The sequence below is a fragment of the Janthinobacterium sp. 75 genome (assembly GCF_004365495.1).
Taxonomy (GTDB): Bacteria; Pseudomonadota; Gammaproteobacteria; order Burkholderiales; family Burkholderiaceae_D; genus Janthinobacterium.
In genome coordinates this window covers 2,566,456-2,592,131 of record NZ_SORD01000001.1, presented here as the reverse complement: position 1 = coordinate 2,592,131, position 25,676 = coordinate 2,566,456, and the positions used below count along the sequence as shown (strand labels likewise).

The following is a 25,676-nucleotide window of genomic DNA, read 5'->3' as shown; positions in this document are numbered from 1 at the left end:
TGGATTCAGTATAAAATCCCGGCTACATGCATGGCATGAATTAATTTCGCCAAACCCAGTCGATATTTTCATGCTTCGCCGAGGCGAGCCCTATCTTGGATATCCGTTCCCTGCGCTATTTTGTCGAAACCGTGCGCCTGTCGAGCTTTACGCAGGCGGCCGAATCGCTGCACCTGACCCAGTCGACCATCAGCAAGATGGTGCGCCAGCTGGAAGAAGAAGTGGGCGCGCAGCTGCTGGTGCGCGACGGGCGCAAGCTGACCCTGACGGACACGGGCCGCATCGTCTACCAGCACGGCCAGGAAATGCTGGCCAATATGCGCCAGCTGACCCTCGAAGTGCGCGACACGCAGACCTTGCAGCGCGGCAGCCTGACGGTCGGCATCCCGCCCATGATCAATGTGCTGTTCACGCCCGTATTGAAGGCCTTCCGCGCGCGCCACCCGAACATCAGCCTGACCCTGCAGGAAGACACGGGCCAGCAGATCGAGCGCAAAGTGGCGGCCGGCGAGCTGGAAATCGGCATGACGGTGCTGCCGGCCGACCCGGAACTCGATCTCGTGGCGGTGACCATCGCCAGCTACCCGATCTGGGCCCTGGCCGAGCCGGGCACGTTCCAGAAAAAACGCACCAGCTTGCCCTTCAAGGCGCTGGCCGAGCTGCCGCTGGTGCTGTTGAAAGATGATTTCGCCCTCACCCGCAGCCTGCGCCAGCATTTCGCGCAGGCGGGCTTCACGCCGACCATCGCGGCGCAGAGCGGACAGTGGGACTGGCTGGTGGCGATGGCCTCGGCCGGCCTGGGCGTGGCCCTGCTGCCTGAGCCCTTCATCCACCGCCTGGCCGGCGAACCGCTTGAGGCGGTGCGCATCATCGAACCGGAGGTGGCGTGGCAGGTGGCGCACGTCTGGAGCGGGCGCTATCTGTCGCACGCGGCGCGCGCCTGGCTCGAGGTCTGCCAGGACGTGCTGGGCACGCAGTTCGCGCACTGACGTAAAAAAGGGTGGCCGAGGCCACCCTTTTGATTGATCGCGACAGCGCGGCTTATTTGGCGGCGGCGTCGTTGTACATGCTGGCGTATTTCCAGCCGAAGTACAAAATGAAGGTGTAGCACAGGGCTGGCACGAGAAAGGACAGCTGCAGGTTGATGTGGTCGGCCAGGAAGCCCTGGATGAACGGCACGATGGCGCCGCCGACGATAGCCATGCACAGGATGCCCGAACCTTGCCCCGTTTGCGCGCCCAGCTTGTTCAGGGCCATGCTGAAGATGGTCGGGAACATGATGGAGTTGAACAGGCCGACGGCGATCAATGCCCACATGGCCGTATGACCGCTGGAGAACACGGCAACGAGGATCAGCGCGATGACGACGGCGGCGTTGAAGGCCAGGGTCTTGCCCGGGCTGACATAGCGCATCACGGCAAAGCCGACGAAGCGGCCCAGCATCGCGCCACCCCAGTAATAGCTGACGAAATAGGCGGCGTCGGCGTGGCTGAGGCCAGCGATATGGCTCTCGCCCAGGAAGTTGATCAGGAAGCTGCCGATGCTGACTTCACCGCCCACATACAGGAAGATGGCCAGCGCGCCCAGCACCAGGTGGCGGTGCGACCAGATCGAGACCTTGTCGCCAGCCTGCGCCAGGGCAGCCGCATCGTCGGCATGCGAAATCTTCGGCAATTTTGCCAGCGCGAACAGCACGGCCAGGATCACCAGCGTAGCGGCCAGCACCAGGTAAGGACCTTGCACGGAGGCCGCCTCCTTGGCGCGGTAAGCCAGCTGCTCGGCCGCCGGCAACAGGTCGAACTGCTGCACCGTCAGCACAGTGCCGGACAAGATCAGCATGCCGCCCAGGGCAGGCGCCACGGTGGTACCCAGCGCATTGAAGGCTTGTGTCAGGGTCAAACGGCTGGACGCCGTCTGCGGGTCGCCCAGTTCCGTCACGTAGGGATTGGCCGCCACTTGCAGCACGGTGATGCCGGCCGCCAGGATGAAGAAGGACAAGAGGAACAGCGCGTAGCTGCCGGTCGATGCCGGGTAGAACATGGCGCAGCCGGCGGCCGCGATCAGCAAGCCGGCGACGACGCCGCGCTGGTAGCCGATTTTCTTGATCAGCATGCCCGCTGGCAGTGAAACGATGGCGTAGGCGCCAAAGAAGCAGAACTGCACCAGCATCGCCTGGACATAGGTCAAGGTGTAGATCGAGCGCAGATGGGGAATCAGCACATCATTGAGCGATGTCAGCAGCCCCCACATGAAAAACAGCACCGTGACAATGATCAGGGCGCCCGTATTGTTTTGCGTGCCGGCCTGTGCGGACTGTACGCTCTGGCCTTGCTTTACGTATTCCATACCTTCTCCATTTTTCAATTCCAAGTTGATCTTGCCAGGCATGGAAGCGTTTCCACCCGGGCAGCACCAGGACGCGCAAGCGCCACGCAGATATCAGCGTGGGCCATGACTGCCATCAGCGAAATGGGGGCAGGCAGGGCGACTCTTGCGCGCGACAGGCGCACGGCCGACCGTTTCTCGTCAGAATGATGTTTTGTGGACGCGGCATGCCTGCGGGCTGCGTCTGAAAACAACATTCAGAACAAAACAGTCTTGTAGTAAAACTACGATACTGCGCCGGCATTATGCCTTAAAGCCCCGTATTGCGCAGCTTTCCCGCCTGTTATTTGAAAAATGAATAGCTGACATTTGAAATCAAAAGTAGCCTTATAACTTGGAATCGCTATACTTATATTGCAGTGCAGCACAACGCGGCACGCCACTCAAGGAGTCTGCCATGTCTACCGCATTTACTTACCACACCACGCAAAACAGCAATATCGTCGCCACCCTGATCCACGCCGCCAAACGTGTGGGCGCCTGGCTGAACCAAAGCAGCGACCGCCGCGAACGTGCTTACGAAGAAGCCTACCTGGCCGAATCGACCGACCGCTACGATCTGGAATACCGCATGCGCGAACTGGCCCGTGCCAACCCGCAGCCAAGCTGGATGAGCGGCCTCAGCCGTTAAGAGTGACGCAGTACCCAGCCACGCATCGCAGCCCGTCATCGGCTGTAACAACATCGATAGCACCATCCTGCTCGCCTTGCGCTTGAGCACAGGATGGGCTATACAGGCGGAATGCAAACGCCCATGACCATCCTCGCCATCGCCGGCAGCCTGCGCGCCGCCTCTCTGAACACCGCCCTGCTGCACGCCATCGCCCGGCTTGCCCCGGCGGACTATGCAATCCGCATCTATCAGGGACTGGGAGACTTACCCCTGTTCAATCCCGACCTCGACGCCGACAGCCTGCCGGCCGTGACGGGCCTGCGCGACGCCATCCTGGCAGCCGACGTGCTGATGCTGGCCAGCCCCGAATACGCGCACGGCGTGAGCGGCCCCATGAAAAACGCGCTGGACTGGATGGTGGGAAATGAATCATTCATCGACAAGCCGCTGGTGCTGCTGAACACCTCGCCGCGCGCCACGCATGCGCAGGCGGCCTTGCGCGAAACGGTGCGCACCATGTCGGCGCGCGTGATCGACGAGGCCTGCATCAGCCTGCCTTTGCTGGGGTCGGGTCTCGATGCGGACGGCATCGCTGCAGACCCGGCATTGCGCCGGGCCATCCTCGATATGCTGCAGTGCATCAGGTCATTTTCATGACCCTCTGCACGTTTCGCTATCAGTTTATCTAGTTTTACTACGTACTTCTACGGACCGCTCAGTGTGGGATCATGCCGGTGAAGACGTACGCCTGCAGCATGGTAATGATGCCGATGATCACGGCAAATAGCAGACTGTGCTTCAAGGTAAAGCGGAACAGGTCCGATTCCTTGCCCACCAGGCCCGTTGCCGCGCAGGCGACAGCGATCGATTGGGGCGAAATCATCTTCGCCGTCACGCCACCCGTCGTATTGGCCGCCACCAGCAAGGTGTCGGACACGCCGATCTGGTGCGCCGTGGTGTTTTGCAAGGAGCAGAACAAGGCGTTCGAGGAAGTGTCGGAACCCGTCAGGAAGACGCCCAGCCAGCCCAGGAATGGGGAGAAGAACGGGAAGGCAGCGCCGCTGCCGGCTAGCAACAGGGCCAGGGTGGACGACATGCCCGAGTAATTGGCAACGAAGGCAAACGCCAGCACCAGGCCAATCGACAGCACGGGACGGCGCAATTCCACCACGGTTTCCACGAAGGCCTTGAGGCCATCGCGCGGCTTCATGCGCAGCATCAGCATGGACAGCACGGCCGTCAGCAAAATCGCCGTGCCCACAGCCGACAGCAAGTCCAGCTTGAACACGGCGTCATACGCCTTCGGCGCGGCCACGATGGGCATGGTCTTGATCACCAGCTGGTCCAGGTAGGGCACGTGGATCTTGATGACCAGGCTCGATAGCGCCCCGCCGGCGGCAAACAGGGCCTTGAAGCCGGGCAGGCTCCACACGGTGACGATGGCCGTCAACAGGCCAAACGGCGCCCAGGCGCGCATGGTCTGCGCCGTCGTATAGGGCGAGGCGGCGCGGCTGCCGCTGCCGCGCAGGTCCGTCTTGCCGGCGCCACCGCCAAAACCGGACAGCGCGGCCGTGCCACCGCCGACGGCATGGGCCACTTTCGCATTCTTCGGCTGCCACACTTTCAGGAACAAGGTCAGCGACACCAGGCTGACGAGGGCCGAGGTGATGTCCGGCAGTTCAGGGCCGATATGGTTGGAAGTGAAGTACTGGGTGACGGCAAAGCTCAAGCCCGTCACCAGCGCGGCCGGCCACACTTCGCGCACGCCGCGGAAGCCATCCATCATGAACACCAGCCAGAAAGGCACCAGCAGCGACAACAGTGGCAGCTGGCGGCCCGCCATGGCGCCGATCAGGAACGGGTCGATGCCTGTCACCTGGCCCGCCACGATGATGGGGATGCCCATGGCGCCAAAGGCCACGGGCGCCGTGTTGGCGATCAGGCACAGGCCCGCCGCGTACAGCGGGTTGAAGCCCAGGCCCACCAGCAGCGCCGACGTGATGGCCACGGGCGCGCCGAAACCGGCAGCCCCTTCCAGGAAGGCGCCGAAGGCAAAGCCGATCAGCAGCACCTGCAGGCGCTGGTCGTCCGTGACCGACAGCACGGAGGCGCGGATGATCTCGATCTGCCCCGTTTTCACGACGATCTTGTACAGGAAGACGGCCGTGACGATGATCCACGCGATGGGCCACAAGCCGTAAGCAAAACCGTAACCGGCCGCCGCCAGCGCCTGCGGCACGGGCATGCCGTAAGCGAAAATCGCCACAGCCAGCGCCAGCGCCAGGGTGACGGCGGCCGCCACGTGGCCCTTGATGCGCAGCGCCGCCAGGGCGATAAAGAAGAAAATGATGGGAACGGCTGCCGCCAGCGACGACAGCCACAAGCTGCCGAGCGGGGTATAAAGTTGGGTCCAGGTTTGCATGTCGGGTCTCCTCCGGTGGATGCGGGTTGAGTAAAAAAAACGGCTTTTGATGTCATTGTGTGTAGCGTGTTTTTTGCGGTGCTTCGGTGCTGCCGGGCGGGGCTATTCTTCCTGCCCCCGTGCGTTGAGCAGGTCGGCCAGGCTGCGCGGCGCCGGCGTCAAAGGCTTGCGGTGCTGCGTCCAGCCCAGTTGCGCGCGCGGCGTCAGCAGCCGCAGGCGCGTGGCGGCCCAGCGGAACAGGCGGTAGCTGGCGGGGCGCGCAAAGGCGCCGCTCCAGAAACGCCAGATCAGGCTTTCGCCGCGGCTGAACTTGGCGCCCTGGCCGCGCAGCGGATGGGCCACCTGTTCGCCGGGATTGCGGTTCGCCTCCGTGCGCAGGCGCACGAGCAGTTGCGGAATCGGGATGCGCACGGGGCACACTTCGCCGCAGGCGCCGCACAGGCTGGAAGCGGTGGCCAGGTCGGCCGTCGCGGCGAGCCCCAGCAAGTGGGGCGAGATGATCTTGCCGATCGGCCCCGGATACGTGGTGCCGTAGGCGTGGCCGCCGATGCGCGTATAAACGGGGCAGTGGTTCATGCAGGCGCCGCAGCGGATGCACTGCAAGGTGGCGCGCAGCTGCTCGTCCGCGTAGGCCTGGCTGCGGCCGTTATCGAGCAGCACCAGGTGCACTTCGCGCGGCCCATCCTTTTCACCCGCGCGGCGCGGGCCGGAAATCAGGTTGAAATAGGTGGTGATCGCCTGCCCCGTCGCGGAGCGCGTCAGGAGACTCGCCAGCGGCACGATATGTTCCAGCTTGGCCACCACCTTTTCCATGCCCATGATGGCGATGTGCACCTCCGGCACGGACGTCGTCAGGCGGCCATTGCCCTCGTTTTCCACCAGCCACAGGGTGCCCGTGTCGGCCGCCGCGAAGTTCACGCCCGACAGGCCGATATCGGCCTCGACGAAGGCGTGGCGCAGGGCGCGCCGGCCCGTCTGGATCAGGCTATCGACGTCTTCCGTGTAGGGCGCATCGGGGATATGCTCGGCGAACAGGCCGGCGATGTCCGCGCGGGTCTTGTGAATCGCCGGCATGACGATGTGCGACGGCTTCTCGCCGGCCAGCTGCACGATGTACTCGCCCATGTCCGATTCCAGGCAGGTCATGCCGCGCGCTTCCAGGTAGTGATTGAGCTCGATTTCCTCGCTGGCCATCGACTTGCCCTTGATGAAGCGCGTCGCCTGATTGCGCTGGGCGATGGCGTGGATGATGGCGTTGGCCTGCTCGCCATCCTCGGCCCAGTGCACCTGCACGCCGGCCGCCGTCAGCTTGTCTTCCAGCTGCACCAGCAGATCGGGCAGGCGCGCCAGCGCGTGCTGGCGCACAGCTTCGCCGATGTCGCGCAGGCGCTCCAGCTCATCGCCATCGGGGAATTGGGCGCTGCGTTTGTCCTGTAAAAAATCCATGGCGCCGCGAAAGCTCTGGCGCAGCTTCGGGTCCTCCAGCGCGGCGCGCGCGCGCGCGTGGAAGTCTGCCGGTTTGACGAATTGCAAGGGCTTGGCGTTCATGGCTGGCCTCCTTCATGGGCTGACAAGTCATCGATGATCAGCACCCACAGCCAGCGCGGGCCGTGCGCGCCATAGGCCAGGGTTTGCTGGATATCGGACGTTTTCGAGGGGCCAGACACCAGCACCAGGTTGGCCGGCATGCCGTCCGCCCAGCGCTCGGCGCGCGCCGCCGCGTGCAAGTCCGCGTGCAGGGTGCTCGCATACACGAGGCAAATGTGCAGCGGTGGCGCCAGCGACACCGTGCGCGGCGTGGCTGCGTCAGGTGCGATGACCAGGGTGCCGCTGGCGGCGATACCCGAACGGGCGACCGTGAAACCCGCGTCGACGCTATCGAACAACTCGCCCTTCCATTGCGCCAGGGGACGCTCAAAAGACAGCGCTTCTACGCCGGTCGGCAAGGCGGCGTTCAATGCCTGCCCTTCGGCGCTGCCGGCATCGAACAGCAGACGGTGCACGCCGTGCGCGCCCAGGCGCTGCGCCAGCATGGCGGGCCAGGCGTCTGCGCTCACGCAATCGACTTGCGCATGCGCGGCACGCAAGGCGGCCTGCATGGCGGCCATCTGCTGGTGCGGCGACTGCGGCGCTTGCGCGCGGCGTGCCTGGTAGTGGCTGTCGATGGCGGCGTCGATGGTGCCCACCGCCACAGGCGAGGCGGGCTTGGCTGCGCGCAGCCGTCCCAGCATGCGTTCGCGGGCAGTCAGGGCCGCGCTCATGCCGCGCCTCCCGTGCGGCGCCACAAAAAACTGGCCAGGTGCTCGACGGGCAGCGGCGCGCCCTGGTGCTGCGCGGCGTGGCCGATATTGAGCAGGCAGCCGCAGTCGGCCGAGACGAGCCGGTCGCAGCCCGTGGCACAGGCCGAAGCGATCTTGTCGCTGACCATGGCGCCGGAAATGTCCGGGTGCTTCAATGAAAACGTGCCGCCAAAGCCGCAGCATTCCGATTCGCGCTGATGTTCGATGCGCGTCACGCCGGGCAAGGCGTCGACCAGGGCCACGCCGTGCTGGCGCGTGCCCATTTCGCGGCGCGCGCCGCACGAGGTATGCAGCACCACGTTTTCATCCGCCTGCCCGGGGTCGGCCAGGGCCAGGCTGGCCAGGTCGAGTTTCAGCACGCAGAGGAGAAATTCGCTCAGTTCATACACGCGTTCGGCCAGCTCCAACGCCTTGGGACCAGCGACCGGATCGTCCTGGAACAGCTGCGGCCAGTGGTGGCGCATCATGCCGGCGCAGGAACCGGACGGCACGATCACGGGCCAGGGCTGCGCAAACAGGTCGAGCTGGGCGCGGGCCACGGCACGCGCCTGCTCCGGGTTGCCGCTGCTGTAGGCAGGCTGGCCGCAGCAGCTCTGCCCGCGCGGATAATGCACCATCAAGCCTTCCCGCTCCAGCAGGCGCACCGCGTCGAGCCCCGCCTGCGGCACGAACAGGTCGACCAGGCAGGTGGCGAACAGGTACACCTGGAGCGGTGCGGGCGGATACTGGCGTGGCTGGCGCGGGTCTGGCTGCATGAGTGTGTCTCCCCGGCGCTCTGTATGTTGCTGCGGCGCCGCTGTGTGTTGTTAAGAATGACCGGTTCACGCATAATTCCAGCTTCCGCGAGCCACTTCAAATTGCTCGGACCACTTTAAAACAACACCGAGAGACAGCGATGGCGACAGGCATGCAAGCGCGGGGCAGGGTCGAAATGGTGATGCGCAGGCTGGAGACCGCCCTGCTGGACGGCAGCCTGCCGGCGGGTGCGCAGCTGCCGGCCGAGCGCCTGCTGGCGCTGCAATATGGGGTCTCGCGCAATACCGTGCGCGAAGCGGTGCAGCGCCTGGCCGCGCGGGGACTGGTGCGCAGCCGGCGCGGCGCGGGTGTATTTGTGACAGATCAATTGCGCACCGGCATAGCCTCGCCGTGGAGCCAGCTGGTGGCCGACCACCCCGCCCTGCGCGACGACATCCTGGAATTTCGCCGCGTGCTGGAAGGAGCGACGGCCTATTTTGCGGCGCAACGGGCCAGCACCGGCGAGCGCGCGCAGATCATGGCGCTGCTGGCCGAACTGGAACAGGCGCGCGCCAGCGACGACAAGCACGGCGAGGCGCAGGCCGATGCGCGGCTGCATGAAGTCATCGCGCAAGCGTCGCACAACACCATGTTCCTGCACTTGCACACCAGCATCATCGGCATGCTGCGCGAACATATCACCATCAATGGCACGGGCTTGCGCCAGCAGGACGACGCCACCTCGCTGCAACTGCTGTCGCAGCACCGCACCCTGTGCGAGGCCATCTGCGCCAGCCAGCCCGAGGAGGCGCGCACGGCCATGCAAAGCCACATCGATTTCGTCCGTACGCGCGTCACCAGCGAAGACGATGGAGGCCACTGGTAGGACCAGTACATGAACTCAAAGGCGGCAAAAACTGCTACCATCGCGCGCCGCCACTCACTTCACTCTCGCATGACCGTCCTTAGCCACACCCATCCGCTGGTACTCCAGCTGGAAAACGACTTGCTGCCCTTGTTCCGCGCCGCCCTGCCGCCACTCGTGGCCGCTGCTCCTCAGGTGCTCGCCTCCGTGTTCGCCTTTTCCAGCGGTACGGCCAGCGCGTTCGAGGATTATCATTTCGGCATTTCCTGCCTGCTCGGGGAAGTGCCCGAGGATGCACCGGAAGAAGTCGCCCTGCTGGTCAGCGTCACGGGACTCGACGCCAGCGCCCGGCTGAGCGCAAAAATCGTCTGGGGCCAGCCATCGGGCCTGGTGGAGGCGCAGACCGAGCTACTGGATGGCGAGCTGCCTGCCCTGCATGCGGCCCTGCCCGGCTTGCTGGCCAGCTTGCAACAGGCAGTCTGCCGTGGCAGGCCGAATGTGACAGGAGCATGAAAAAGTTCCAGGAAACAACAACTTACGATTTCCGTAGCGCAACTTTATTGACTTCCACTAGCCCTAGCCCCTATCCTTTCGGTTACGTTTGGTGAGAATGTGTGCATGTTCCTGCGAACATGCACACGGCGTCGCCTTGCTTGCGCAAAGTCCATTCCGCATTTATTTATTGCAACCATCAGGGCAACGTGCCTGGACGGCCGCTGCCGGCAAATACGGAGCCGACTGCCATGCCATCGAACCGCCATTTTCGTGGAACATCCTTGCTGGGCTGTGTCTTCCTGCTCGCCGCCATGCCCGTGCAGGCGCAGACCACGGACAGCGCTGCCGCCACCCTCAGCGCCAATGCCAGCCTCACCTCGCAATACATTTCACGCGGCTTTCGCCAGACCTGGGGCAAACCTGCGCTGCAAGCGGGTGCCGACTACGCGCACCCCAGCGGCTGGTCGCTGGGCACCTGGGTTTCCAGCGTCAGCGACCGTTATATCGAGGACGCGACCATCGAATGGGACCTGTATGGCGGCTACAGCGGCACGGTAGGCGAACTGGGCTACAGCGTGCTGACGTACTATTACAAGTATCCGGGCGCCGTCTACCGCGCCACAGGCGTCAAGTACGACTATGGCGAACTGTCGCTGGGCCTCAGCTACAAGATGCTGTATGCCAAGTACAACCATACCGTCACGCGGGATTTTTTTGGCATCACGAATGCGCGCGGCACGGGCTACCTGGACGTGGGCGCGAATGTCGACCTGGGCAATGCCTGGACCTTGAACCTGCACGCCGGCAATGGCCGGGTGGCGGGCACGGGTAATGCCATCTGGAACTGGCATGACGCCAAGGTCGGCGTCACCAGGGCCTTCGACGGCGGCTGGAGCGCCAGCGCCGCCATCACGCGCGCCTGGGGCGCCACCGATGCCTACGACCATTACACCCTGGGCATCCCGAATGCGGCCGGCCAGTTTGACACGTCCAACCCCGCCGCCGCCACGCTGGTCGTGGCCATCAGCAAGACGTTCTAGGCGCGCCACACGCGCCGCCCAAGATACCGATACACATCCCCATCAAGGAACAGCATCATGCAACTTTCTCTCAACAGCAAAATCTGCGTCGCCGCTACCGCGCTCGCCATCCTCAGCCTGGGCGTCACGGCGGCGGTGATCGGCTACAAGAGCAGCGCCAGCGCCGAGGCGGCCGCTTTGGCACTGGCGCACACGTCGGCGCGCGAAGTGGCGGGCGCTCTGCAGGCGCGCATCGCCAGCAACCTGGCCAGCGTCAGCAGCCTGGCCGGCGCCATGCGCGGCACGAAAAGCGCGAACCTGCCCCTGCAGCGCGAGCAGATCAATGAACTGACCAAGGCCACCCTGAGCAGCTCGGAAGACTTGCTGGGCGCGGCCGTGACGTGGGAACCGAACGCGCTCGACGGCAAGGATGCGGAATTTGCCAACCAAAAACCGAACTACGACGCCAGCGGCCGCTTCATGCCCTACTGGACACGGGGCGCCGGCGGCAAGCTGCAAGTCGAACCCATCGTCTTCGATCCGAAACCGGGCGCCAACGACTGGTATGACGTACCCAAGCGCACGGGTAAAACCTTCTTTACGGAACCGTATATCTACCCCGTCGATGGCAAGAATGTCCTGATGGCCTCGCTGGTGACGCCCATCATGATCGACGGCAGCTTCAAGGGCACGGCCAGCGCCGACTTCATGCTCACGCGCCTGGCGAAAATCCTGGCCGACCTGAAAGTAATCGAGGGCGGCAAGCTGGCGCTGATCTCGAACGGCGGCCTGTACGCCAGCCACCCCGTGCCTGAGCGGCTGGGCAAGAAGGCCGACGACGTGCCGGCCGCCGGTCTGGAAAAGGTACGCCAGGGCCAGGCGTATGAATACGAGGATGACCAAGGCTACATCCATTTGCTGCAGCCGCTGCAGATCCACCCCGACATCGCGCCCTGGAGCGTGGAACTGAACTTCCCGAAAAGCGTGGCCACCGCCTCGGCGCGCGAGCTGATGACCTACACCCTGATCGTCGCCCTGCTGTGCGCGGCAGCCACGGCCGGTATCCTGATCCTCGTCGTCAACCAGCTGACGCGTCCCCTGCGCACCCTGGGCCGCACCATGACGGATCTGTCCAGCGGCGATGCCGACCTGCGCGTCAAACTGGAAGTCAAGGGCACCGACGAGCTGGCCGTCATCGGCAAGGGTTTCAACGCCTTCGTGGAAAAGATCCACGCCGTGCTGCTGCAAGTGCAAGCCAGCGCTGACAATGTGGCCCGCGCCAGCGCGGAAATTGCACAAGGCAATAACGACCTGTCGGCCCGCACGGAACAGCAAGCCAGTTCGCTGGAAGAGACGGCCGCCTCGGTAGAAGAGCTGACGGGCACCGTCAAGGAAAACGCCGACCATGCGCGCCAGGCGAATCAATTGGCAGCTTCCGCGTCCAGCGTGGCACAAAAGAGCGGCGAAGTGGTCGGCAAGGTGATAGCCACCATGACCTCGATCAATGACTCGTCGAACAAGATCGTCGACATCATCAGTGTGATTGACGGCATCGCCTTCCAGACGAATATCCTGGCGCTGAACGCCGCCGTGGAAGCGGCGCGCGCGGGCGAACAGGGGCGCGGTTTCGCCGTCGTCGCCACGGAAGTGCGCAACCTGGCACAGCGCTCGGCCGCGGCGGCCAAGGAAATCAAGCTGCTGATCGACGATTCCGTGGGCAAGGTGGCGGCAGGCAGCAAACTCGTCGATGAAGCGGGCGCCACCATGGAGCAGGTGGTCGACAGCGTGCGCAAGGTCACCGCCATCATGGCTGACATCAGCGTCGCCACCACCGAGCAAAGCGACGGCATCGCCCAGGTCAACCAGGCGCTGGCGCAGATGGATGGCGTGACGCAGCAAAACGCGGCCCTGGTCGAGGAAGCGGCGGCGGCCGCCGAAAGCTTGCAAGACCAGGCCAGCCATCTGGCCGAGGTGGTCAGCGTGTTCAAGCTGGGCGAGCAGGTGCGCCAGACGGCACCAGCAGCAAGCGCGGCGACGCCGCGGGCCGCCACGCCAACAACACCGGCGCCCGCCAAGCGCCTGAGCGTCGCCAAGCCGCAAGCAGCACAGCGTGCGCCCGCCAAGGCACCGGCAGGGGATGACTGGGAAGAGTTTTAAGCCTGCCATCTCTGGCGGCGGCCGGCGCCATTATCAGGCGCCGGCATTATCTTCACCTGCTGCATTCGCAAGACAATGGCGCTCTGTATATGCGGCCCTATCCTATCAATACGTGCTTCATTCATGATTATGCGCGGCACTCCACCCGTTTCTTCTCGCCGTCATTTAATGGCAGCACTTGAGATTGCATTTATATCCCGCCACAAAGATGGGCTTTGTTAATGGTATCTGCCACAGTGGTCTTGACTGGCTGTGGTGGTGGTGGTGGCCGTGCCGGTAGTGTTGACGTCGCTGTCCCGCCAGTGGTGCTCGCGCCCCTTCCTGCACTGGCCGCTTATGTTGATACTTGGCAACCCGCTTGTGAAAACCAGTACCGCCAGCTCCCGATTGCAACGGCCCCGTGCAGTTCAGCGCGTCACCGCGACATGATCCAAATCAAGTCAGCGATAGATTCGGCGAGAATTGCCGCTGATTAATAATCCTATAATCAGGCCGCGTTGACGGCACGCCCTGCTGCCGGATGAAAAAGGATGATGAATGAAAAAATTATTGGCTGTATTGGCTGGCTCGGCCGCAACACTCCTGGCTGGCTGCGGTGGTGGTGGCAGCGGTACGGCGCAACAGCTTGCCGGCGAGTCCGGCAGCACTTCGCCGCTGGCCGCGTATGTCGGCACCTGGCAGTCGGCCTGCGACCATCACGACCGCCAATTGCTCGTCATCGCGTTGAAGAGCGACGGCAGCGGTTCGCTGGAACTGACGCCGACCGGCGAAACGTACTTCAAGGCCGATTGCTCCGGCCCCGTGGTAGCGACAGACGGCATGAGCGCGACGATCACCGGCAAGCCGGACGGCACAGCCGACATGCTGATCAAGCTGGCGGAAAACGCCACAGCAACGAGCTTGCGCGTCGACAAGATCACCTCGTCGGTCCCGGCCTATACGTTCCTGAGGAGCGGTACTACCGTGAAATATGTACAGATGGATGGCAAGAACAACTGGTGCGTTGACGTGGACAATGGCGCTTCCTGCATGCAGGACGACGGCATGCAGCCGGCATTAAGCGTCCCCGGCGGCCTGTCTTTGCGCGCTAACGACCTGTACACGGTGATGCTGGACAAGGGCGTGTATGTGCTGGACATGCACTACGTCAAAAAATAAACGCTAGATATGCTGTGGGGCCGCCCGGCCCTGCAGCTTGCCGCAGCCGCGCCATCCCGCCCGCCGCCGCATCGACTTGAGGCCATTAGCGAGTGTATGTGCAGAATCGAACATACATTGCGAAAATACAAAGCTATTCTGTTGAAAAACAGGAGCTTGCCATGCCGCCCAATGCCTTTCCCCTACCGTCCAACGCTGCACTGGCCGCCCTGCTGCAGCCACAGGACAGCGCTTTCCACCCCATCGAAGGCTTGCAGCGTCTGCGCGACGCGGGGCTGGATCAATTACCCCTGCCCGGCCACGGCTCCACGCTGCAGCGCTGGCAAATGCTGGCCGCCATCGCCGCCATCGACCTTTCTCTGCTCAAGCTGTACGAGGGCCATACCGATGCACTGGCCATCCTGGCGGAGATCGACGGGCCCGGCGCACCGACCGGCAGCAGCTGGGGCGTATGGTGCGCGGAAATGCCGGGCGCGCGCGTACAGTTGCAGCAGGCGGCCGATGGCCGCTATGTGCTCGATGGCCGCAAGGCCTGGTGCTCGGGGGCGAATGGACTCAGCCACGCCTTGGTCAGTTGCTGGAATGAGGAAGGCCAGGCCTGCCTGGCCTCCGTGGCGCTGTCGCAGCCGGGAGTGCACGTCACGGATGAAGGCTGGCAAGCCGTCGGCATGCTAGCCTGCGCCAGCGTCGACGTGACCTTTTCCGGCGCGCGGGCCTTTCCCGTGGGCCCGCCGGGCGCCTACCTGGAGCGTCCCGGCTTCTGGCATGGCGGCGCCGGCATCGCAGCCGCCTGGTATGGCGCGGCCTGCGCCGTCGCCAGTCACCTGCATGCGCGCGCGCAGCACGCTGCCCCCGATCCCGTGCGCCTGGCGCAACTGGGCCAGATCGACTGCGCATTGCGCGCCACCGGCGCCCTGCTGCGCGAAGGCGCCGCCGAAATCGACGCACAGCCGCAGCGCGACGCCATGGGCCTGGCCCTGCGTCTGCGCCTGGCGGTGGAAGACGCCGCCACCCAAGTCCTGCACCTGGCCACGCGTGCACTGGGCGCCGGCCCCCTGTGCCGCGATGCCCGCTTTGCACGCCTGGCGGCCGACCTGCCCGTCTTTCTGCGCCAGAGCCACGCCGAACGCGATCAGGCCGCGCTGGGCGGTATCGTCGCCGGCGCCGAAGACCACCCATGGGCGCTTTGACATGCTCGCCCATCCCGATACGCATGCGCGCCGCATCGAAGGCAGCGGCACGCCGGACCATGTGTGGCTATCCTGGCGGGGGTTGAACGACCTGCCCACCATCAGCGCGCACGCACTGGTGCCGCCAGGGACGCGCGCCGTCATCGTCGCGCCCCATCCCGACGATGAAATCCTCGCCTGCGGCGGCTTGCTGCAACTGCTGGCGGCGCAGGGCAGCGAACTGCTGTTGATCGCCGTCACCGATGGCGACGCCAGCCACCCGGGCTCGCCGGTCTGGCCACAGGATCGCCTGCGCCAGGTACGCCCGCAAGAGTCCGCGCAGGCGCTGGCCACACTGGGACTGGCGTCGCCCGCATGGCTGCGCCTGCACCTGCCCGATGGCGGCGTGGCCGGCATGACACCACACCTGAGCACCACATTGGCAGCGCAGCTGCGTCCCGGCGACAGAGTCTTCACCACCTGGCGCCTGGACGGCCACCCGGACCATGAAGCATGCGGCCGGGCTTGCGCTTCGGCATGCGCGGCCAGCGGCGTCCCCCTGGTGGAAATGCCCATCTGGGGCTGGCACTGGGCCGCACCGGGCGACATGCGCGTACCGTGGCATCGCGCACACCGCCTGCCCTTGCCCGCCCCCATCCTGCAGCGCAAGCGCGACGCCCTGCACTGCTTCGCCAGCCAGATGCAGGACGATCCGTCGACGGGCCGCCCCGCCATCGTCGCCGGCGACGCCTTGCGGCGCCTGCTGCATGCCTGGGAGGTGTATTTTCTATGAACGCATCTTTCATGCCGGACGAGCAGCGCGGCAGCTATTTCGAACAACTGTATCGCCAGGATGCCGACCCGTGGCGGGTGCGCCAGCGCTGGTACGAAGAGCGCAAGCGCGCCCTGCTGCTGGCCAGCCTGCCACAGCGGCGCTACCGCCACGCCTATGAACCAGGCTGCGGCAATGGTGAACTAACGCTCGAACTGGCGCGGCGCTGCGACCGCGTGCTGGCAGCCGACCTTTCGGCCGAAGCGCTGCGGCTGGCGCAGCAGCGCCTGCTGGACGCGGGATGCGGCGGCAACGTCGTCCTCGCGCAGCACCGGCTGCCGCAGGACTGGCCGCGCATCCTGCCCGGCGCCGACAAATTCGACCTGATCGTCCTGAGCGAGATCGCCTATTACCTGTCCCCGGAAGAACTGGCACGCGTGGTCGAACACAGCATTGCCAGCCTGGCGCCGGGCGGCAGCATCGTCTTGTGCCACTGGCGCGCGCCGTTTGCGCAGCGCATCATCTCAACCGTGCGCGTGCATGCGGCGTTCCAGGATGCGCCCGGCCTGCACCGCGTGCTGCGCCACGAAGAAACCGACTTTCTGCTGGGGATCTGGTCGAACGATATGCGCTCGGTGGCGCAATGCGAGGGCTTCGCATGATAGGCGTCGTCGTACCCGTGCATAACGAGGAAGCGTGCCTGGGCGCCTGCCTGGAAGCGTTACGCCTTGCCGCCACCTGTCCCTTGCTGCATGGCGAGGCGGTGTGCATCGTCATCGTGCTCGATACCTGCAGTGACCAGTCGCAGCGCATCGTGCTGGAGCATGCCATGCAGGCGGACCTGCGCTGGCGTCTCGACTGCATCGCCATCAATGCGCAGAACGTGGGCACCGCGCGCGCGGCCGGCGCGCAGCAACTGCTGCAGCGCGGTGCCCGCTGGCTGGCCTTTACGGATGCGGATACGCGCGTATCGCCCTCCTGGCTGAGCGCCCAACTGGGCCTGGACGCCGATGCCGTCTGCGGCACTGTGGCGGTGGACGACTGGTCGCCGCATGGGCCAAACGCCGCTGCGCTGCGCCAGCACTTCGCGCACACCTACACCAATGCCGACGGCCACCGCCACATCCATGGCGCCAACTTCGGCGTACGCGCCAGTGCCTACCTGCGCGCTGGCGGCTTTGCGCCATTGGCCTGCAGCGAGGACGTGGCCATGGTCGCCGCGCTGCAAGAATGCGGCGCGCACATCGCCTGGAGCGCCGCACCGCGCGTCACCACCAGTGCCCGCCGCCATGCGCGGGCAAGGGGCGGCTTCGGCGATACTTTGCTGCAGGTGGTGGCGGCGATGGAATCGTCACCACTCCTGACGCTGACATAGCCTCAAAAAAGATCGCCGGGCCGGTTTTTTTCCGGTCCGGCGATCAGGTTTGTCCTTGCTACTTGATTACTTCAGCGGCATGGCGATACCGAACATCACCGATTGGGTACGCCCACTATCGATATTCAGATTGCTGTTGTAGTCCAGCGTGAGGGTCATGCCGTTCGACAGCAGCAGCTTCACGCCCAGCCCCGCCGTCCAGTTACCCGTCTGCTGCGGCAAGGTGCGGATCACATACACGGGACCGTCCGCCGCCAGGTCGGCATACGCCAGGCGCGCATCATCGGCGCCCTGGAACTGGTGGCGGTACTCGAGCCGCGCACGCGGGAACCACGTGCCCAGGCCTCCCACGTACAAGCCCTCGGCCCGCACACCCAGCGCGCCGATGCGCGAACGCACGGTTTGCTTGAAGTAGCTCAAGGCATTGATGCCCGTCGCCTTCTCCGTGTACGGATCGAGCTTGGCCGACATCAGTTCCACCCGGCCATATGGGGACCACATCCATGTTTCATGGCGCATCTCGATACCGCCGACGACTGCACCGAACACTTGCTTGCCGTCGCGTTCACCCGTGGCGAAACCGCTGCCATCGCTCAGGTAGCGCGAGGCGTCGTATTGCAAGGTGCCATAGCCGAGCACACCGTCGAGGAAGACGCCCTTGCTTGGGCGCAGGGTGCCATACACGGCCGCCACGGCGCTGTCGGCCGTGCTGCGGCTGCCGTTCTGGCCCACGTCGCTGCGGTCATGGCTGAAGCCGGCACCCACGCCCAGGGTGGCCAGGTCGCTGAGACGGTAATCGCCGCCCACGCTGACGCCATTGGTGCGGAAACGGAAGCCCGTCTCGCGGCCATTCACATAGTGCTGGCCGAAATCGACCGCGCCACCAAGCCACAGCGATAAGGCCTGCTTCTGCCTGTCCGGCTTCTGCGGCATGTCCGGCAAGCCATTTGTAGCCTGGCCGACATCCACACCGCCCGCCTGTCTGTCGCTACTGAAACCAGTATCAGTTTGGCGCAAGGCTGCCTTGCGCATATATGGTTTCACGGCCGTACCAAACACGCGGTCTGCTTCCTGCTCCTGCCAGCGCGCCAGCGCCGCCGTCGGGTTGCCACTGTCGTTCGGCGGCGTCATGCTCAGGCCGAAGTTGGAACGTCCCCAGCCGTCACCATGCAGGCTTTCCAGGCGCTGCGTGAAGTTCGACAGCTGCGCGCTGGCGAAACGCCGCGCCGCATCGGCTTGCGCCGCCTGCAAGCCGATCACTTCCGGATCGACCGACGGATCGCGACGCGCCGTCACGGTCACGTTGACCACGCCCGGTTTCGAGGTGGCAAAGGCATTGCTCAGGGTGTAGCTGACGACAGCCGCGCCGGCAAACTTGCCCGACGCAGCAAAGCTCAGCTGGTACGACGGCTTGCCGGCCGTGCCCACGTCGCGCACCTCCGCCTTGCCCGCCTCCGCCGGCGTGACGCTGAGCACATTGGCCGCCGTGAACGGACCGCCCGTGGCGCCCGCAGTGAGATCGACGGTCACCGTCAGGCCGGCCACCACCGTGGCGCTCTGGTTGAGCACTTGCGGCATAGGATTGACCCTGATCGTCGATTTCACCGGCGCCGAAGTGCCGAACACGTTCGACACTGTGTAGCCGATGCTGATGTCGCCGCTGGTATTGATGCCTGGCGTGTAGACGATGTCCAGGCCATTGACCGTCGCCGTGCCGCTGGCGGGCTGCGTGGTGATGGCCACTGCCGTGAACGGCCCACCGGTCGCGCCTTGCGTCACGTTCAAGGTCACCGGCGTGCCGGCCAGCACCGTCGCCGTCTTGGCGACCGGCACCGGCACCGGCTGCGGCGCCACCGTCACGCTGACCGTGGCCGGCGCGGACGTGCCGCCAGGGCCCGTGACCGTGTAGCTGAAGGCGTCAGGACCAAAGTAGTCGGCATTCGGCACGTACGTCAACTTGAAGCTCGCGCCCACGGCGCGCGCCATGCGCGCCAGCGCCCCCGTCGACACCACCGTGACGCGCCCATGCCGCGGCGGCGTGACGATGGTGACGTCGGTGATCGGGCTGCCATCGGTGGAAGCGATGGTCAGGCTCAACTCCTGGTTGACCGAGGTCGTCGCCGTTTCATTGGCAATCGGTGGCGGCGCCTGGTTCACCTGCAGGGTCAACGCTTGCTGCACCGTGAACTGGTGCGCATCCCTGGCCTGCAAGGTGAAGTTGTAACTGCCCGCCACCGTCGGCGTGCCGCTGACGATGCCGGTCGCCGCATCAAGCACCAGGCCGGTTGGCAAGGTCCCGCTGCTCAGGGAATATGCATAGGGCGCGATGCCGCCGGCGGCCGTGAACTGCTGGCTGTAGGCGTCGCCGGCGCGAATGCCAGCCAGGCTGGAGGGCGTGAGCGTCAAGGCTGGCGCGGCCACCGTCAGCGTATAGTTTTTGCTGACGCTGAATGGTGCCCCTACACCCGTGCTGCTATCCGTGACTTTGATGCTGAACGGGAAACTGCCGGCCACATTCGTCGTGCCGGAGAGTAGGCCCGTCGCTGCGTTCAGGCTCAGGCCGACAGGCAAGCTACCAACCACGGCATAGCTATATGGCGCCGTGCCGCCCGTGCCCGTCAAGGTGGTGCTGTAGGCCGCTTCCGCCGTCGGATTGGGCAGGCTGGCTGGCATCAGAGCGAGCGTTGCCGAAGCTACAGTCAAGGTATAGTTTTTCGTCGCCGTGAACTGACGTGCATCCGTCACTTGAACGGTCAGCGCAAAACTACCGGCTGCCGTTGGCGTACCGCTCAGCACACCGCTTGCGCTCAGCGCCAGGCCGGCTGGCACGCTACCGGAAACCGTAAAAGCGTATGATTCGATACCGCCGGTGGCCGTCAATTGCTGGCTGTAAGCGGTACCAACTGTGGCGGCCGGCAAGCTGGCTGGCGTGATGTCCATCGCGGATGTCACCGTCAAGGCATAGCTTTGCGCTGCCTGGGCATTCACGCCAGCCACTGCGGCCTGCGTCGCGGTGATGCTGCTGGTACCAGCGGCAACGGGCGTGATGACGCCGGAGCTGCTGACGGTCGCCACGCCCGCATTCGAACTGGTATAGCTGATGGCGCCATAGCTGCCGCCCGCGAGGCTGGAAGTAGCCGCATTGGTAAAGCTATTCCCCAATGGAACGGAAGCCGCAGTCGGTGTCGCAAACGTGATGACACCGGTCGGGATATACGTGAATTGATCCGCCACGCTGCTGGCACTGGTGCCGCCAACCGTAGTGACCTTCACGTCCACCACGCCCAGGCTGCCCGATGGACTGGTGGCCGTGATCTGCGTAGCACTGTTGACCGTGAAGCTGGTGGCATTGGCGCTGCCGAATCGCACCGCCGTGGCGCCGGCAAAGCCCGTGCCGGTGACGACGACGCTGGTGCCGCCGGTGATGGCGCCGGAAGCGGGCGCAATGCCGGTGACAGCCGGTACCACCACATAGGTGAACTGATCTGACGCGCTGGTAGCGCTGGTGCCGCCTGTCGTGGTGATGCGCACATCGATCGTGCCGGTGCCAGCCGGCGCCGTCGCTGTAATCTGCGAGGCACTGTTGACCGTGAAGCTGCTCGCCGCCGTGGCACCAAACGTCACCGCCGTGGCGCCGGAAAAGCCTGAGCCGTTGATCGTGACGCTGGTGCCGCCCGTCGTTGGACCGGACGCTGGCGACAGGCCGCTCACCACTGGCGCGCCCACATACGTGAATTGGTCCGCTGCAACCGCGGCACTGGTACCGCCCGTGGTGGTGATGCGCACATCGACCGTGCCGGAACCCGCCGGCGCCGTCGCCGTGATCTGCGTGGCGCTGTTGACCGTGAAACCGGTCGCCGCCGTGGCGCCGAAGGTCACAGCTGCCGCGCCCGAAAAATTAGTACCGGTGATGATGACCGTCGTGCCCCCGGTCGCCGGACCGGAGGTGGGCAAAATGCTGGTGACCACCGGTGCCGCCACATAGGTAAATTGATCGGCCCCGCTGGTAGCGCTGGTGCCCCCCGCCGTGGTGACGCGTACGTCGACCGTGCCGGAACCCACTGGCGCCGTCGCCGTGATCTGCGTGGCGCTGTTGACCGTGAAACCGGTGGCCGCCGTGGCGCCGAACGTCACCGCCGTCGCACCGCCAAAATTCGAGCCAGTGACGATGACCGTGGTGCCGCCCGTCGACGGACCGGAGGTGGGCGAAATGCCACTCACCACGGGCCGTGCCACATAGGTAAATTGATCGGCAACACTGGTGGCGCTGGTGCCGCCTGGCGTGGTGATGCGCACGTCTACCGTGCCACTGCCCGCTGGCGCCGTCGCCGTGATCTGCGTGGCGCTATTAACCGTGAAACCGGTCGCCGCCGTAGCGCCGAAGGTGACAGCTACCGCGCCCGAAAAATTAGTGCCGGTGATGATGACCGTCGTGCCGCCGGTCGCCGGACCGGAGGTGGGTGAAATGCTGGTGACCACAGGTGCCGCCACATAGGTAAATTGATCGGCCCCGCTGGTAGCGCTGGTGCCCCCCGCCGTGGTGACGCGTACGTCGACCGTGCCGGAACCCGCTGGCGCCGTCGCCGTGATCTGCGTGGCGCTGTTGACCGTGAAACCGGTGGCCGCCGTGGCGCCGAACGTCACCGCCGTCGCGCCGCCAAAATTCGAGCCGGTGACGATGACCGTGGTGCCGCCCGTCGACGGACCGGAGGTGGGCGAAATGCTGGTGAGTACCGGTGCCGCCAAGTAGGTAAATTGATCGGCCCCGCTGGTGGCGCTGGTGCCGTTTGGCGTGGTGACGCGTACATCGACCGTGCCTGAGCCCGCGGGCGCCGTCGCCGTGATCTGCGTGGCGCTGTTGACCGTGAAACCGGTCGCCGCCGTGGCGCCGAACGTCACCGCCGTCGCGCCGCCAAAATTCGAGCCAGTGATGATGACCGTCGTGCCGCCCGTCGACGGACCGGATGTGGGTGAAATGCTGGTGACCCCCGGTGCCGCCACATAGGTGAACTGGTCTGCACCGCTGGTAGCGCTGGTGCCACCGCCGGTAGTGACGGTGATATCCACCGTACCAGTGCCAGCAGGCGAAGTGGCTGTAATTTGTGTGGGGCTATTGACTGTAAAGCTGCTGGCATTGCTGGCGCCAAACTTCACAGCCCCTGCACCCGTCAGGTTGGTACCGGTGATGACCACGCTGGTGCCACCCGCAGTGGAGCCAGTGGAGGGCGAAATACTGCCCACCGTAGGGATAGGTGCGGCATTGATCGTCAGGCTGATGCTGATTGTCTTGGAATAAGGACCACCGCCAGCCGTGCTGTCCGTGGATTTCAAGACAAAATTAGAAGTGCCTGTGGCAGTAGGCGTCCCCGACAACAGGCCGCTGCCTGACAAACTCAAGCCTGTCGGCAAGGCGCCGGACTCCACCACATAAGTGTAACCAGAGGTACCGCCGCTGGTACTGAACTGCTGGCTATAAGTCTGTGACACGGCTCCTGCGGGCGGACTTGCTGGCGTAATCGCCAGCACAGGTGCGGCCACCGTAAATGAATAATTCTTGGTGGTAGTGAGCGCTGTAGGCATGGTCGAATCCGCGATCTGCACCCCAAATACAAACACCCCGCTCTCCCTCGGTGTGCCGGAAATAATGCCGGTGGACGACAAACTCATCCCTGCCGGCAAGGCGGAAGAGAGAGTGTAGGAATAAGGAGCGATGCCACCGGTTGAACTAATATTTTGGTTATAGCTCACACTAATCACAGGAGCGGCCAAGCTTGCAGGCGTCACCGTGATGGGGCTAGATGGTGGCAAAATAGTCACTACAAAAATGATATCACCAGCAATGTCATCCCTCAGAGTAAAGGTATCGGAAGTAGCTCCGTCACCATTATTGGTGTAATACACGATGCCGTCGCCATTACCCGCGACGTTAGGGATACTGCCATGCGAAGGCGGCACGGGCATACCCGTAAAGCCGAACGGCGTACATCCTGACAGGTCTATCGTGTGGACTGCGCCTGAAGCCACCGTGAAGCTTTGGTTGGGAGGGCACTCTATACTGGGCCCTGCCGCCTGCGCTGGGCTGTTGCTCAAGGCCAACATCAGCAGGCATAGCCAGGCTAACAGTTTTATCGAACTGGACTCTAATCTGGACATCAAGCTGGCGCCGCCTGCCCCAGTGCCAATTATTTGCTGTCGATGATCTGCGGGAAGAAAATGAGAAAAGAGGCGAAGCAAACGATGAAATATGCCGTTGCAAAGAAATAACATTATTTCTCCCGCGCAGAATTTTTTTGAACCAGAATTGGATAGGAATCTGAATCACAAATGATGCTAAAAAACACATTCCACCGGGACAACAAATATTTACACTTGTCTTATGTCAACGTATGCTACCTTGCGTAGCTAATAAAGCAACTGGAAAAAGGAGCAAACTAAAAAACAACAATAGTGCCAAATTTGAAATATAAGCAATCACACCGGAACCCCCCACTTGACACCTGGAGAACAAGAATGGCTGATGTTTATGTTGGACAAATAATGATGAGCGGATTCGCATTTGCACCGCGCGGTTTTGCGCTCTGTAACGGGCAAATTCTGCCTATTCAGCAAAATCAAGCCCTGTTTTCACTGCTGGGGACTACCTACGGCGGCAATGGCACAACGACATTTGGATTGCCTAATTTGCAAGGAACTGTACCCATCCATGCGGGTCCATCGGTCGATGCAACATGGCAACCCAGCAACTATCCGTTAGGTACTCGCGCCGGCGTAGAAACTGTCAACTTGACAGTGACTCAGATTCCCGCGCATTTACATACCGCCACTGCCTTGAGCACGGCAGCGACCTTGAAGAATCCCAGCAACGCGCTATTTGGCGATAGTGGCACGGCAGCCATTTATGGCAGTGCATCGGGCGCCAGGGTGACGCTGGCCAGCCAGACTCTGGGCACGACGGGCGGCAACCTGCCGCATCCGAACATGCAGCCATTCCGTGTCATCAATTTCTCCATCGCCTTGAACGGCATCTACCCTAGCCGCAATTAATCCAGCCACCATTCCCGGAGATAGCCATGAGCACACCTTATATAGGCGAGATCCGCCTGTTTGCCTTTCCCCGTATTCCCAATGGCTGGCTGGCCTGCGATGGCAGCTCGGTATCGATTGCCGACAATGAAACCTTGTTCACCTTGCTGGGGACCACCTTTGGCGGCGATGGCGTCAGCACTTTCGGCGTGCCTGACCTGCGCGGCCAGGTTCCTGTGCACCAGGGCACGGGACCACAATTGACGACACGGGTACTGGGCCAGAATGGCGGTACCGAGCAAGTGACTCTGCTGGCGACCCAATTGCCGCAGCATACGCATGAATTCAATGTGAGTAGTGCACTGGCCACTGCCTCTACACCGGCAAGTAGCCTGCTGCTGGCAGCTCCGGCCAATAACGACAAGATGTACACCAGCAGCCTGGCTGGCCTCACCTCGTATCCACTATCGCAGGCCGCAATCACTTATACGGGCGGCAATCAGCCGCACGACAATACGATGCCAACCCTGACCGCATCATTTTGTATCGCTGCGTTCGGCATTTATCCATCCCAGCAGTAACAGCTTCCGTGCAGACAAGGCACCACCACAGGTGCGCATTGCCAACCAAACTGACCAGGAGAACCTATCGTGACATCACCATTCCTCGGCGAGATACAAGTCTTTGGCTTCAATTATGCCCCGGCTGGCTGGGCCAGCTGTAATGGCGCCACCCTGCAGATACGTCAATACACCGCCCTGTTCTCATTGATCGGCACGCAATATGGTGGAGATGGAGTAACAACCTTCCAATTGCCCAACTTCACGGGACGCGCGCCCTGCGGCCAGGGTCAGGGGCCAGCCCTGACAGCACGCACCATAGGCGACACATTCGGCAGCGAAAGCGTGCAACTCGATGTGACGCAAATTCCCGGCCACACCCATCAGCTCACTGTTGCGCGTCAACCGAATACGAGCTTGCAACACAATGTTCCATTGACTAATGACGGTTTGATTACCATCGGTAGCGTGAATACTTTCTTGCCGGCGGCAGCCCCTTCCACCACGTTTGCTGCCGAGGCGATCTCTCCCGCGGGAGGCAACCAGGCACACGAAAATCGTCAGCCGCTGCTGGCATTGAACTTCTGTATCTCCTTGCAAGGTGAATTTCCTGCATTTGGCTAATTAC

The 25,676-nt window shown here is 63.7% G+C and carries 21 protein-coding genes; 15 read left to right on the top strand and 6 right to left on the bottom strand.

The annotated features are described in order from the left end of the window. The first annotated feature begins 95 nt into the window (after positions 1 to 95). Positions 96 to 989, top strand: coding sequence for a LysR substrate-binding domain-containing protein (locus tag C8C89_RS11725; protein ID WP_133990028.1), 894 nt, complete (start codon positions 96 to 98; stop codon positions 987 to 989). Positions 990 to 1,041: 52 nt separating this feature from the next. On the opposite strand, the gene fucP is transcribed toward C8C89_RS11725, so the two are convergent. Continuing rightward, positions 1,042 to 2,346, bottom strand: a complete 1,305-nt coding sequence (fucP, locus tag C8C89_RS11720; RefSeq protein ID WP_133990026.1) for an L-fucose:H+ symporter permease — start codon at positions 2,344 to 2,346, stop codon at positions 1,042 to 1,044. Positions 2,347 to 2,782: 436 nt separating this feature from the next. On the opposite strand from fucP, the gene C8C89_RS11715 reads away from it, so the two are divergent. Next, positions 2,783 to 3,016, top strand: a complete 234-nt coding sequence (locus tag C8C89_RS11715) for a DUF3563 family protein (RefSeq protein WP_101482201.1) — start codon at positions 2,783 to 2,785, stop codon at positions 3,014 to 3,016. A 123-nt stretch (positions 3,017 to 3,139) separates the two neighbouring features. Further along, positions 3,140 to 3,655 (top strand): NADPH-dependent FMN reductase, encoded by a 516-nt coding sequence (locus C8C89_RS11710; protein WP_101482202.1) that lies wholly within the window; start codon positions 3,140 to 3,142, stop codon positions 3,653 to 3,655. A 58-nt stretch (positions 3,656 to 3,713) separates the two neighbouring features. On the opposite strand, the gene C8C89_RS11705 is transcribed toward C8C89_RS11710, so the two are convergent. The 4 genes from C8C89_RS11705 to C8C89_RS11690 all read right to left on the bottom strand — a co-directional run bounded on the left by C8C89_RS11705 (position 3,714) and on the right by C8C89_RS11690 (position 8,475). Further along, complete coding sequence (locus C8C89_RS11705) at positions 3,714 to 5,420, bottom strand: lactate permease LctP family transporter (protein ID WP_133990024.1); 1,707 nt, start codon at positions 5,418 to 5,420, stop codon at positions 3,714 to 3,716. Between the two features lie 102 nt (positions 5,421 to 5,522). Further along, complete coding sequence (locus C8C89_RS11700; RefSeq protein ID WP_101482204.1) at positions 5,523 to 6,968, bottom strand: LutB/LldF family L-lactate oxidation iron-sulfur protein; 1,446 nt, start codon at positions 6,966 to 6,968, stop codon at positions 5,523 to 5,525. Then, positions 6,965 to 7,681 (bottom strand): LUD domain-containing protein, encoded by a 717-nt coding sequence (locus C8C89_RS11695; RefSeq protein ID WP_133990022.1) that lies wholly within the window; start codon positions 7,679 to 7,681, stop codon positions 6,965 to 6,967. The genes C8C89_RS11700 and C8C89_RS11695 overlap by 4 nt, the downstream gene beginning before the upstream one ends. Continuing rightward, positions 7,678 to 8,475 carry a (Fe-S)-binding protein gene (locus tag C8C89_RS11690; protein WP_133990020.1) on the bottom strand — a complete coding sequence of 266 codons (798 nt, stop codon included), beginning with the start codon at positions 8,473 to 8,475 and terminating at the stop codon, positions 7,678 to 7,680. Before C8C89_RS11690 ends, C8C89_RS11695 begins: the two co-directional genes overlap by 4 nt. A gap of 140 nt (positions 8,476 to 8,615) precedes the next feature. Between C8C89_RS11690 and C8C89_RS11685 the strand changes: the two genes are divergently transcribed. The 9 genes from C8C89_RS11685 (at position 8,616) to C8C89_RS11645 (ending at position 17,465) form a co-directional block, all read left to right on the top strand. Next, positions 8,616 to 9,341, top strand: a complete 726-nt coding sequence (locus C8C89_RS11685; RefSeq protein WP_243857983.1) for a FadR/GntR family transcriptional regulator — start codon at positions 8,616 to 8,618, stop codon at positions 9,339 to 9,341. A 69-nt stretch (positions 9,342 to 9,410) separates the two neighbouring features. After that, positions 9,411 to 9,833: a hypothetical protein gene (locus tag C8C89_RS11680; RefSeq protein ID WP_133990018.1), complete on the top strand. Its 423-nt coding sequence runs from the start codon at positions 9,411 to 9,413 to the stop codon at positions 9,831 to 9,833. Between the two features lie 230 nt (positions 9,834 to 10,063). Beyond that, positions 10,064 to 10,855: a TorF family putative porin gene (locus tag C8C89_RS11675; protein WP_243857982.1), complete on the top strand. Its 792-nt coding sequence runs from the start codon at positions 10,064 to 10,066 to the stop codon at positions 10,853 to 10,855. Between the two features lie 57 nt (positions 10,856 to 10,912). Continuing rightward, on the top strand, positions 10,913 to 12,991 hold the full coding sequence (locus C8C89_RS11670) for a methyl-accepting chemotaxis protein (protein ID WP_133990016.1): 2,079 nt from the start codon (positions 10,913 to 10,915) through the stop codon (positions 12,989 to 12,991). Between the two features lie 537 nt (positions 12,992 to 13,528). After that, complete coding sequence (locus tag C8C89_RS11665) at positions 13,529 to 14,149, top strand: hypothetical protein (RefSeq protein ID WP_133990014.1); 621 nt, start codon at positions 13,529 to 13,531, stop codon at positions 14,147 to 14,149. Between the two features lie 161 nt (positions 14,150 to 14,310). Continuing rightward, positions 14,311 to 15,339 carry an acyl-CoA dehydrogenase gene (locus C8C89_RS11660; RefSeq protein ID WP_133990012.1) on the top strand — a complete coding sequence of 343 codons (1,029 nt, stop codon included), beginning with the start codon at positions 14,311 to 14,313 and terminating at the stop codon, positions 15,337 to 15,339. A 1-nt stretch (position 15,340) separates the two neighbouring features. Continuing rightward, positions 15,341 to 16,111, top strand: coding sequence for a PIG-L family deacetylase (locus tag C8C89_RS11655; RefSeq protein WP_133990010.1), 771 nt, complete (start codon positions 15,341 to 15,343; stop codon positions 16,109 to 16,111). Further along, on the top strand, positions 16,108 to 16,752 hold the full coding sequence (locus C8C89_RS11650) for a class I SAM-dependent methyltransferase (RefSeq protein ID WP_243857981.1): 645 nt from the start codon (positions 16,108 to 16,110) through the stop codon (positions 16,750 to 16,752). The genes C8C89_RS11655 and C8C89_RS11650 overlap by 4 nt, the downstream gene beginning before the upstream one ends. Continuing rightward, positions 16,749 to 17,465 (top strand): glycosyltransferase family 2 protein, encoded by a 717-nt coding sequence (locus C8C89_RS11645; RefSeq protein WP_133990008.1) that lies wholly within the window; start codon positions 16,749 to 16,751, stop codon positions 17,463 to 17,465. The genes C8C89_RS11650 and C8C89_RS11645 overlap by 4 nt, the downstream gene beginning before the upstream one ends. A 66-nt stretch (positions 17,466 to 17,531) precedes the next feature. Here C8C89_RS11645 and C8C89_RS27310 read toward each other — a convergent pair whose 3' ends face one another. After that, positions 17,532 to 23,426 carry an IPT/TIG domain-containing protein gene (locus tag C8C89_RS27310; protein WP_279587411.1) on the bottom strand — a complete coding sequence of 1,965 codons (5,895 nt, stop codon included), beginning with the start codon at positions 23,424 to 23,426 and terminating at the stop codon, positions 17,532 to 17,534. A 549-nt stretch (positions 23,427 to 23,975) separates the two neighbouring features. Here C8C89_RS27310 and C8C89_RS11635 point away from each other — a divergent pair. The 3 genes from C8C89_RS11635 (at position 23,976) to C8C89_RS11625 (ending at position 25,672) form a co-directional block, all read left to right on the top strand. After that, positions 23,976 to 24,509 carry a tail fiber protein gene (locus C8C89_RS11635; protein WP_133990004.1) on the top strand — a complete coding sequence of 178 codons (534 nt, stop codon included), beginning with the start codon at positions 23,976 to 23,978 and terminating at the stop codon, positions 24,507 to 24,509. Positions 24,510 to 24,535: 26 nt separating this feature from the next. Beyond that, complete coding sequence (locus C8C89_RS11630) at positions 24,536 to 25,069, top strand: tail fiber protein (protein WP_133990001.1); 534 nt, start codon at positions 24,536 to 24,538, stop codon at positions 25,067 to 25,069. Positions 25,070 to 25,138: 69 nt separating this feature from the next. Further along, positions 25,139 to 25,672, top strand: coding sequence for a tail fiber protein (locus C8C89_RS11625; protein ID WP_133989999.1), 534 nt, complete (start codon positions 25,139 to 25,141; stop codon positions 25,670 to 25,672). Positions 25,673 to 25,676 lie beyond the last annotated feature (4 nt).

What these genes read in the sequence shown, in the direction of transcription:
- C8C89_RS11680 (WP_133990018.1), top strand. Translation starts at nt 9,411, where the DNA reads ATGACCGTCCTTAGCCACACCCATCCGCTGGTACTCCAGCTGGAAAAC.
- C8C89_RS11690 (WP_133990020.1), bottom strand. Translation starts at nt 8,475, where the DNA reads ATGCAGCCAGACCCGCGCCAGCCACGCCAGTATCCGCCCGCACCGCTC.
- C8C89_RS11665 (WP_133990014.1), top strand. Translation starts at nt 13,529, where the DNA reads ATGAAAAAATTATTGGCTGTATTGGCTGGCTCGGCCGCAACACTCCTG.
- C8C89_RS11700 (WP_101482204.1), bottom strand. Translation starts at nt 6,968, where the DNA reads ATGAACGCCAAGCCCTTGCAATTCGTCAAACCGGCAGACTTCCACGCG.
- C8C89_RS11705 (WP_133990024.1), bottom strand. Translation starts at nt 5,420, where the DNA reads ATGCAAACCTGGACCCAACTTTATACCCCGCTCGGCAGCTTGTGGCTG.
- C8C89_RS11630 (WP_133990001.1), top strand. Translation starts at nt 24,536, where the DNA reads ATGAGCACACCTTATATAGGCGAGATCCGCCTGTTTGCCTTTCCCCGT.
- C8C89_RS11650 (WP_243857981.1), top strand. Translation starts at nt 16,108, where the DNA reads ATGAACGCATCTTTCATGCCGGACGAGCAGCGCGGCAGCTATTTCGAA.
- C8C89_RS11660 (WP_133990012.1), top strand. Translation starts at nt 14,311, where the DNA reads ATGCCGCCCAATGCCTTTCCCCTACCGTCCAACGCTGCACTGGCCGCC.
- C8C89_RS11710 (WP_101482202.1), top strand. Translation starts at nt 3,140, where the DNA reads ATGACCATCCTCGCCATCGCCGGCAGCCTGCGCGCCGCCTCTCTGAAC.
- C8C89_RS11645 (WP_133990008.1), top strand. Translation starts at nt 16,749, where the DNA reads ATGATAGGCGTCGTCGTACCCGTGCATAACGAGGAAGCGTGCCTGGGC.
- C8C89_RS11685 (WP_243857983.1), top strand. Translation starts at nt 8,616, where the DNA reads ATGGCGACAGGCATGCAAGCGCGGGGCAGGGTCGAAATGGTGATGCGC.
- C8C89_RS11635 (WP_133990004.1), top strand. Translation starts at nt 23,976, where the DNA reads ATGGCTGATGTTTATGTTGGACAAATAATGATGAGCGGATTCGCATTT.
- C8C89_RS27310 (WP_279587411.1), bottom strand. Translation starts at nt 23,426, where the DNA reads ATGCCCGTGCCGCCTTCGCATGGCAGTATCCCTAACGTCGCGGGTAAT.
- C8C89_RS11655 (WP_133990010.1), top strand. Translation starts at nt 15,341, where the DNA reads ATGCTCGCCCATCCCGATACGCATGCGCGCCGCATCGAAGGCAGCGGC.
- C8C89_RS11670 (WP_133990016.1), top strand. Translation starts at nt 10,913, where the DNA reads ATGCAACTTTCTCTCAACAGCAAAATCTGCGTCGCCGCTACCGCGCTC.
- C8C89_RS11715 (WP_101482201.1), top strand. Translation starts at nt 2,783, where the DNA reads ATGTCTACCGCATTTACTTACCACACCACGCAAAACAGCAATATCGTC.
- C8C89_RS11675 (WP_243857982.1), top strand. Translation starts at nt 10,064, where the DNA reads ATGCCATCGAACCGCCATTTTCGTGGAACATCCTTGCTGGGCTGTGTC.
- fucP (WP_133990026.1), bottom strand. Translation starts at nt 2,346, where the DNA reads ATGGAATACGTAAAGCAAGGCCAGAGCGTACAGTCCGCACAGGCCGGC.
- C8C89_RS11695 (WP_133990022.1), bottom strand. Translation starts at nt 7,681, where the DNA reads ATGAGCGCGGCCCTGACTGCCCGCGAACGCATGCTGGGACGGCTGCGC.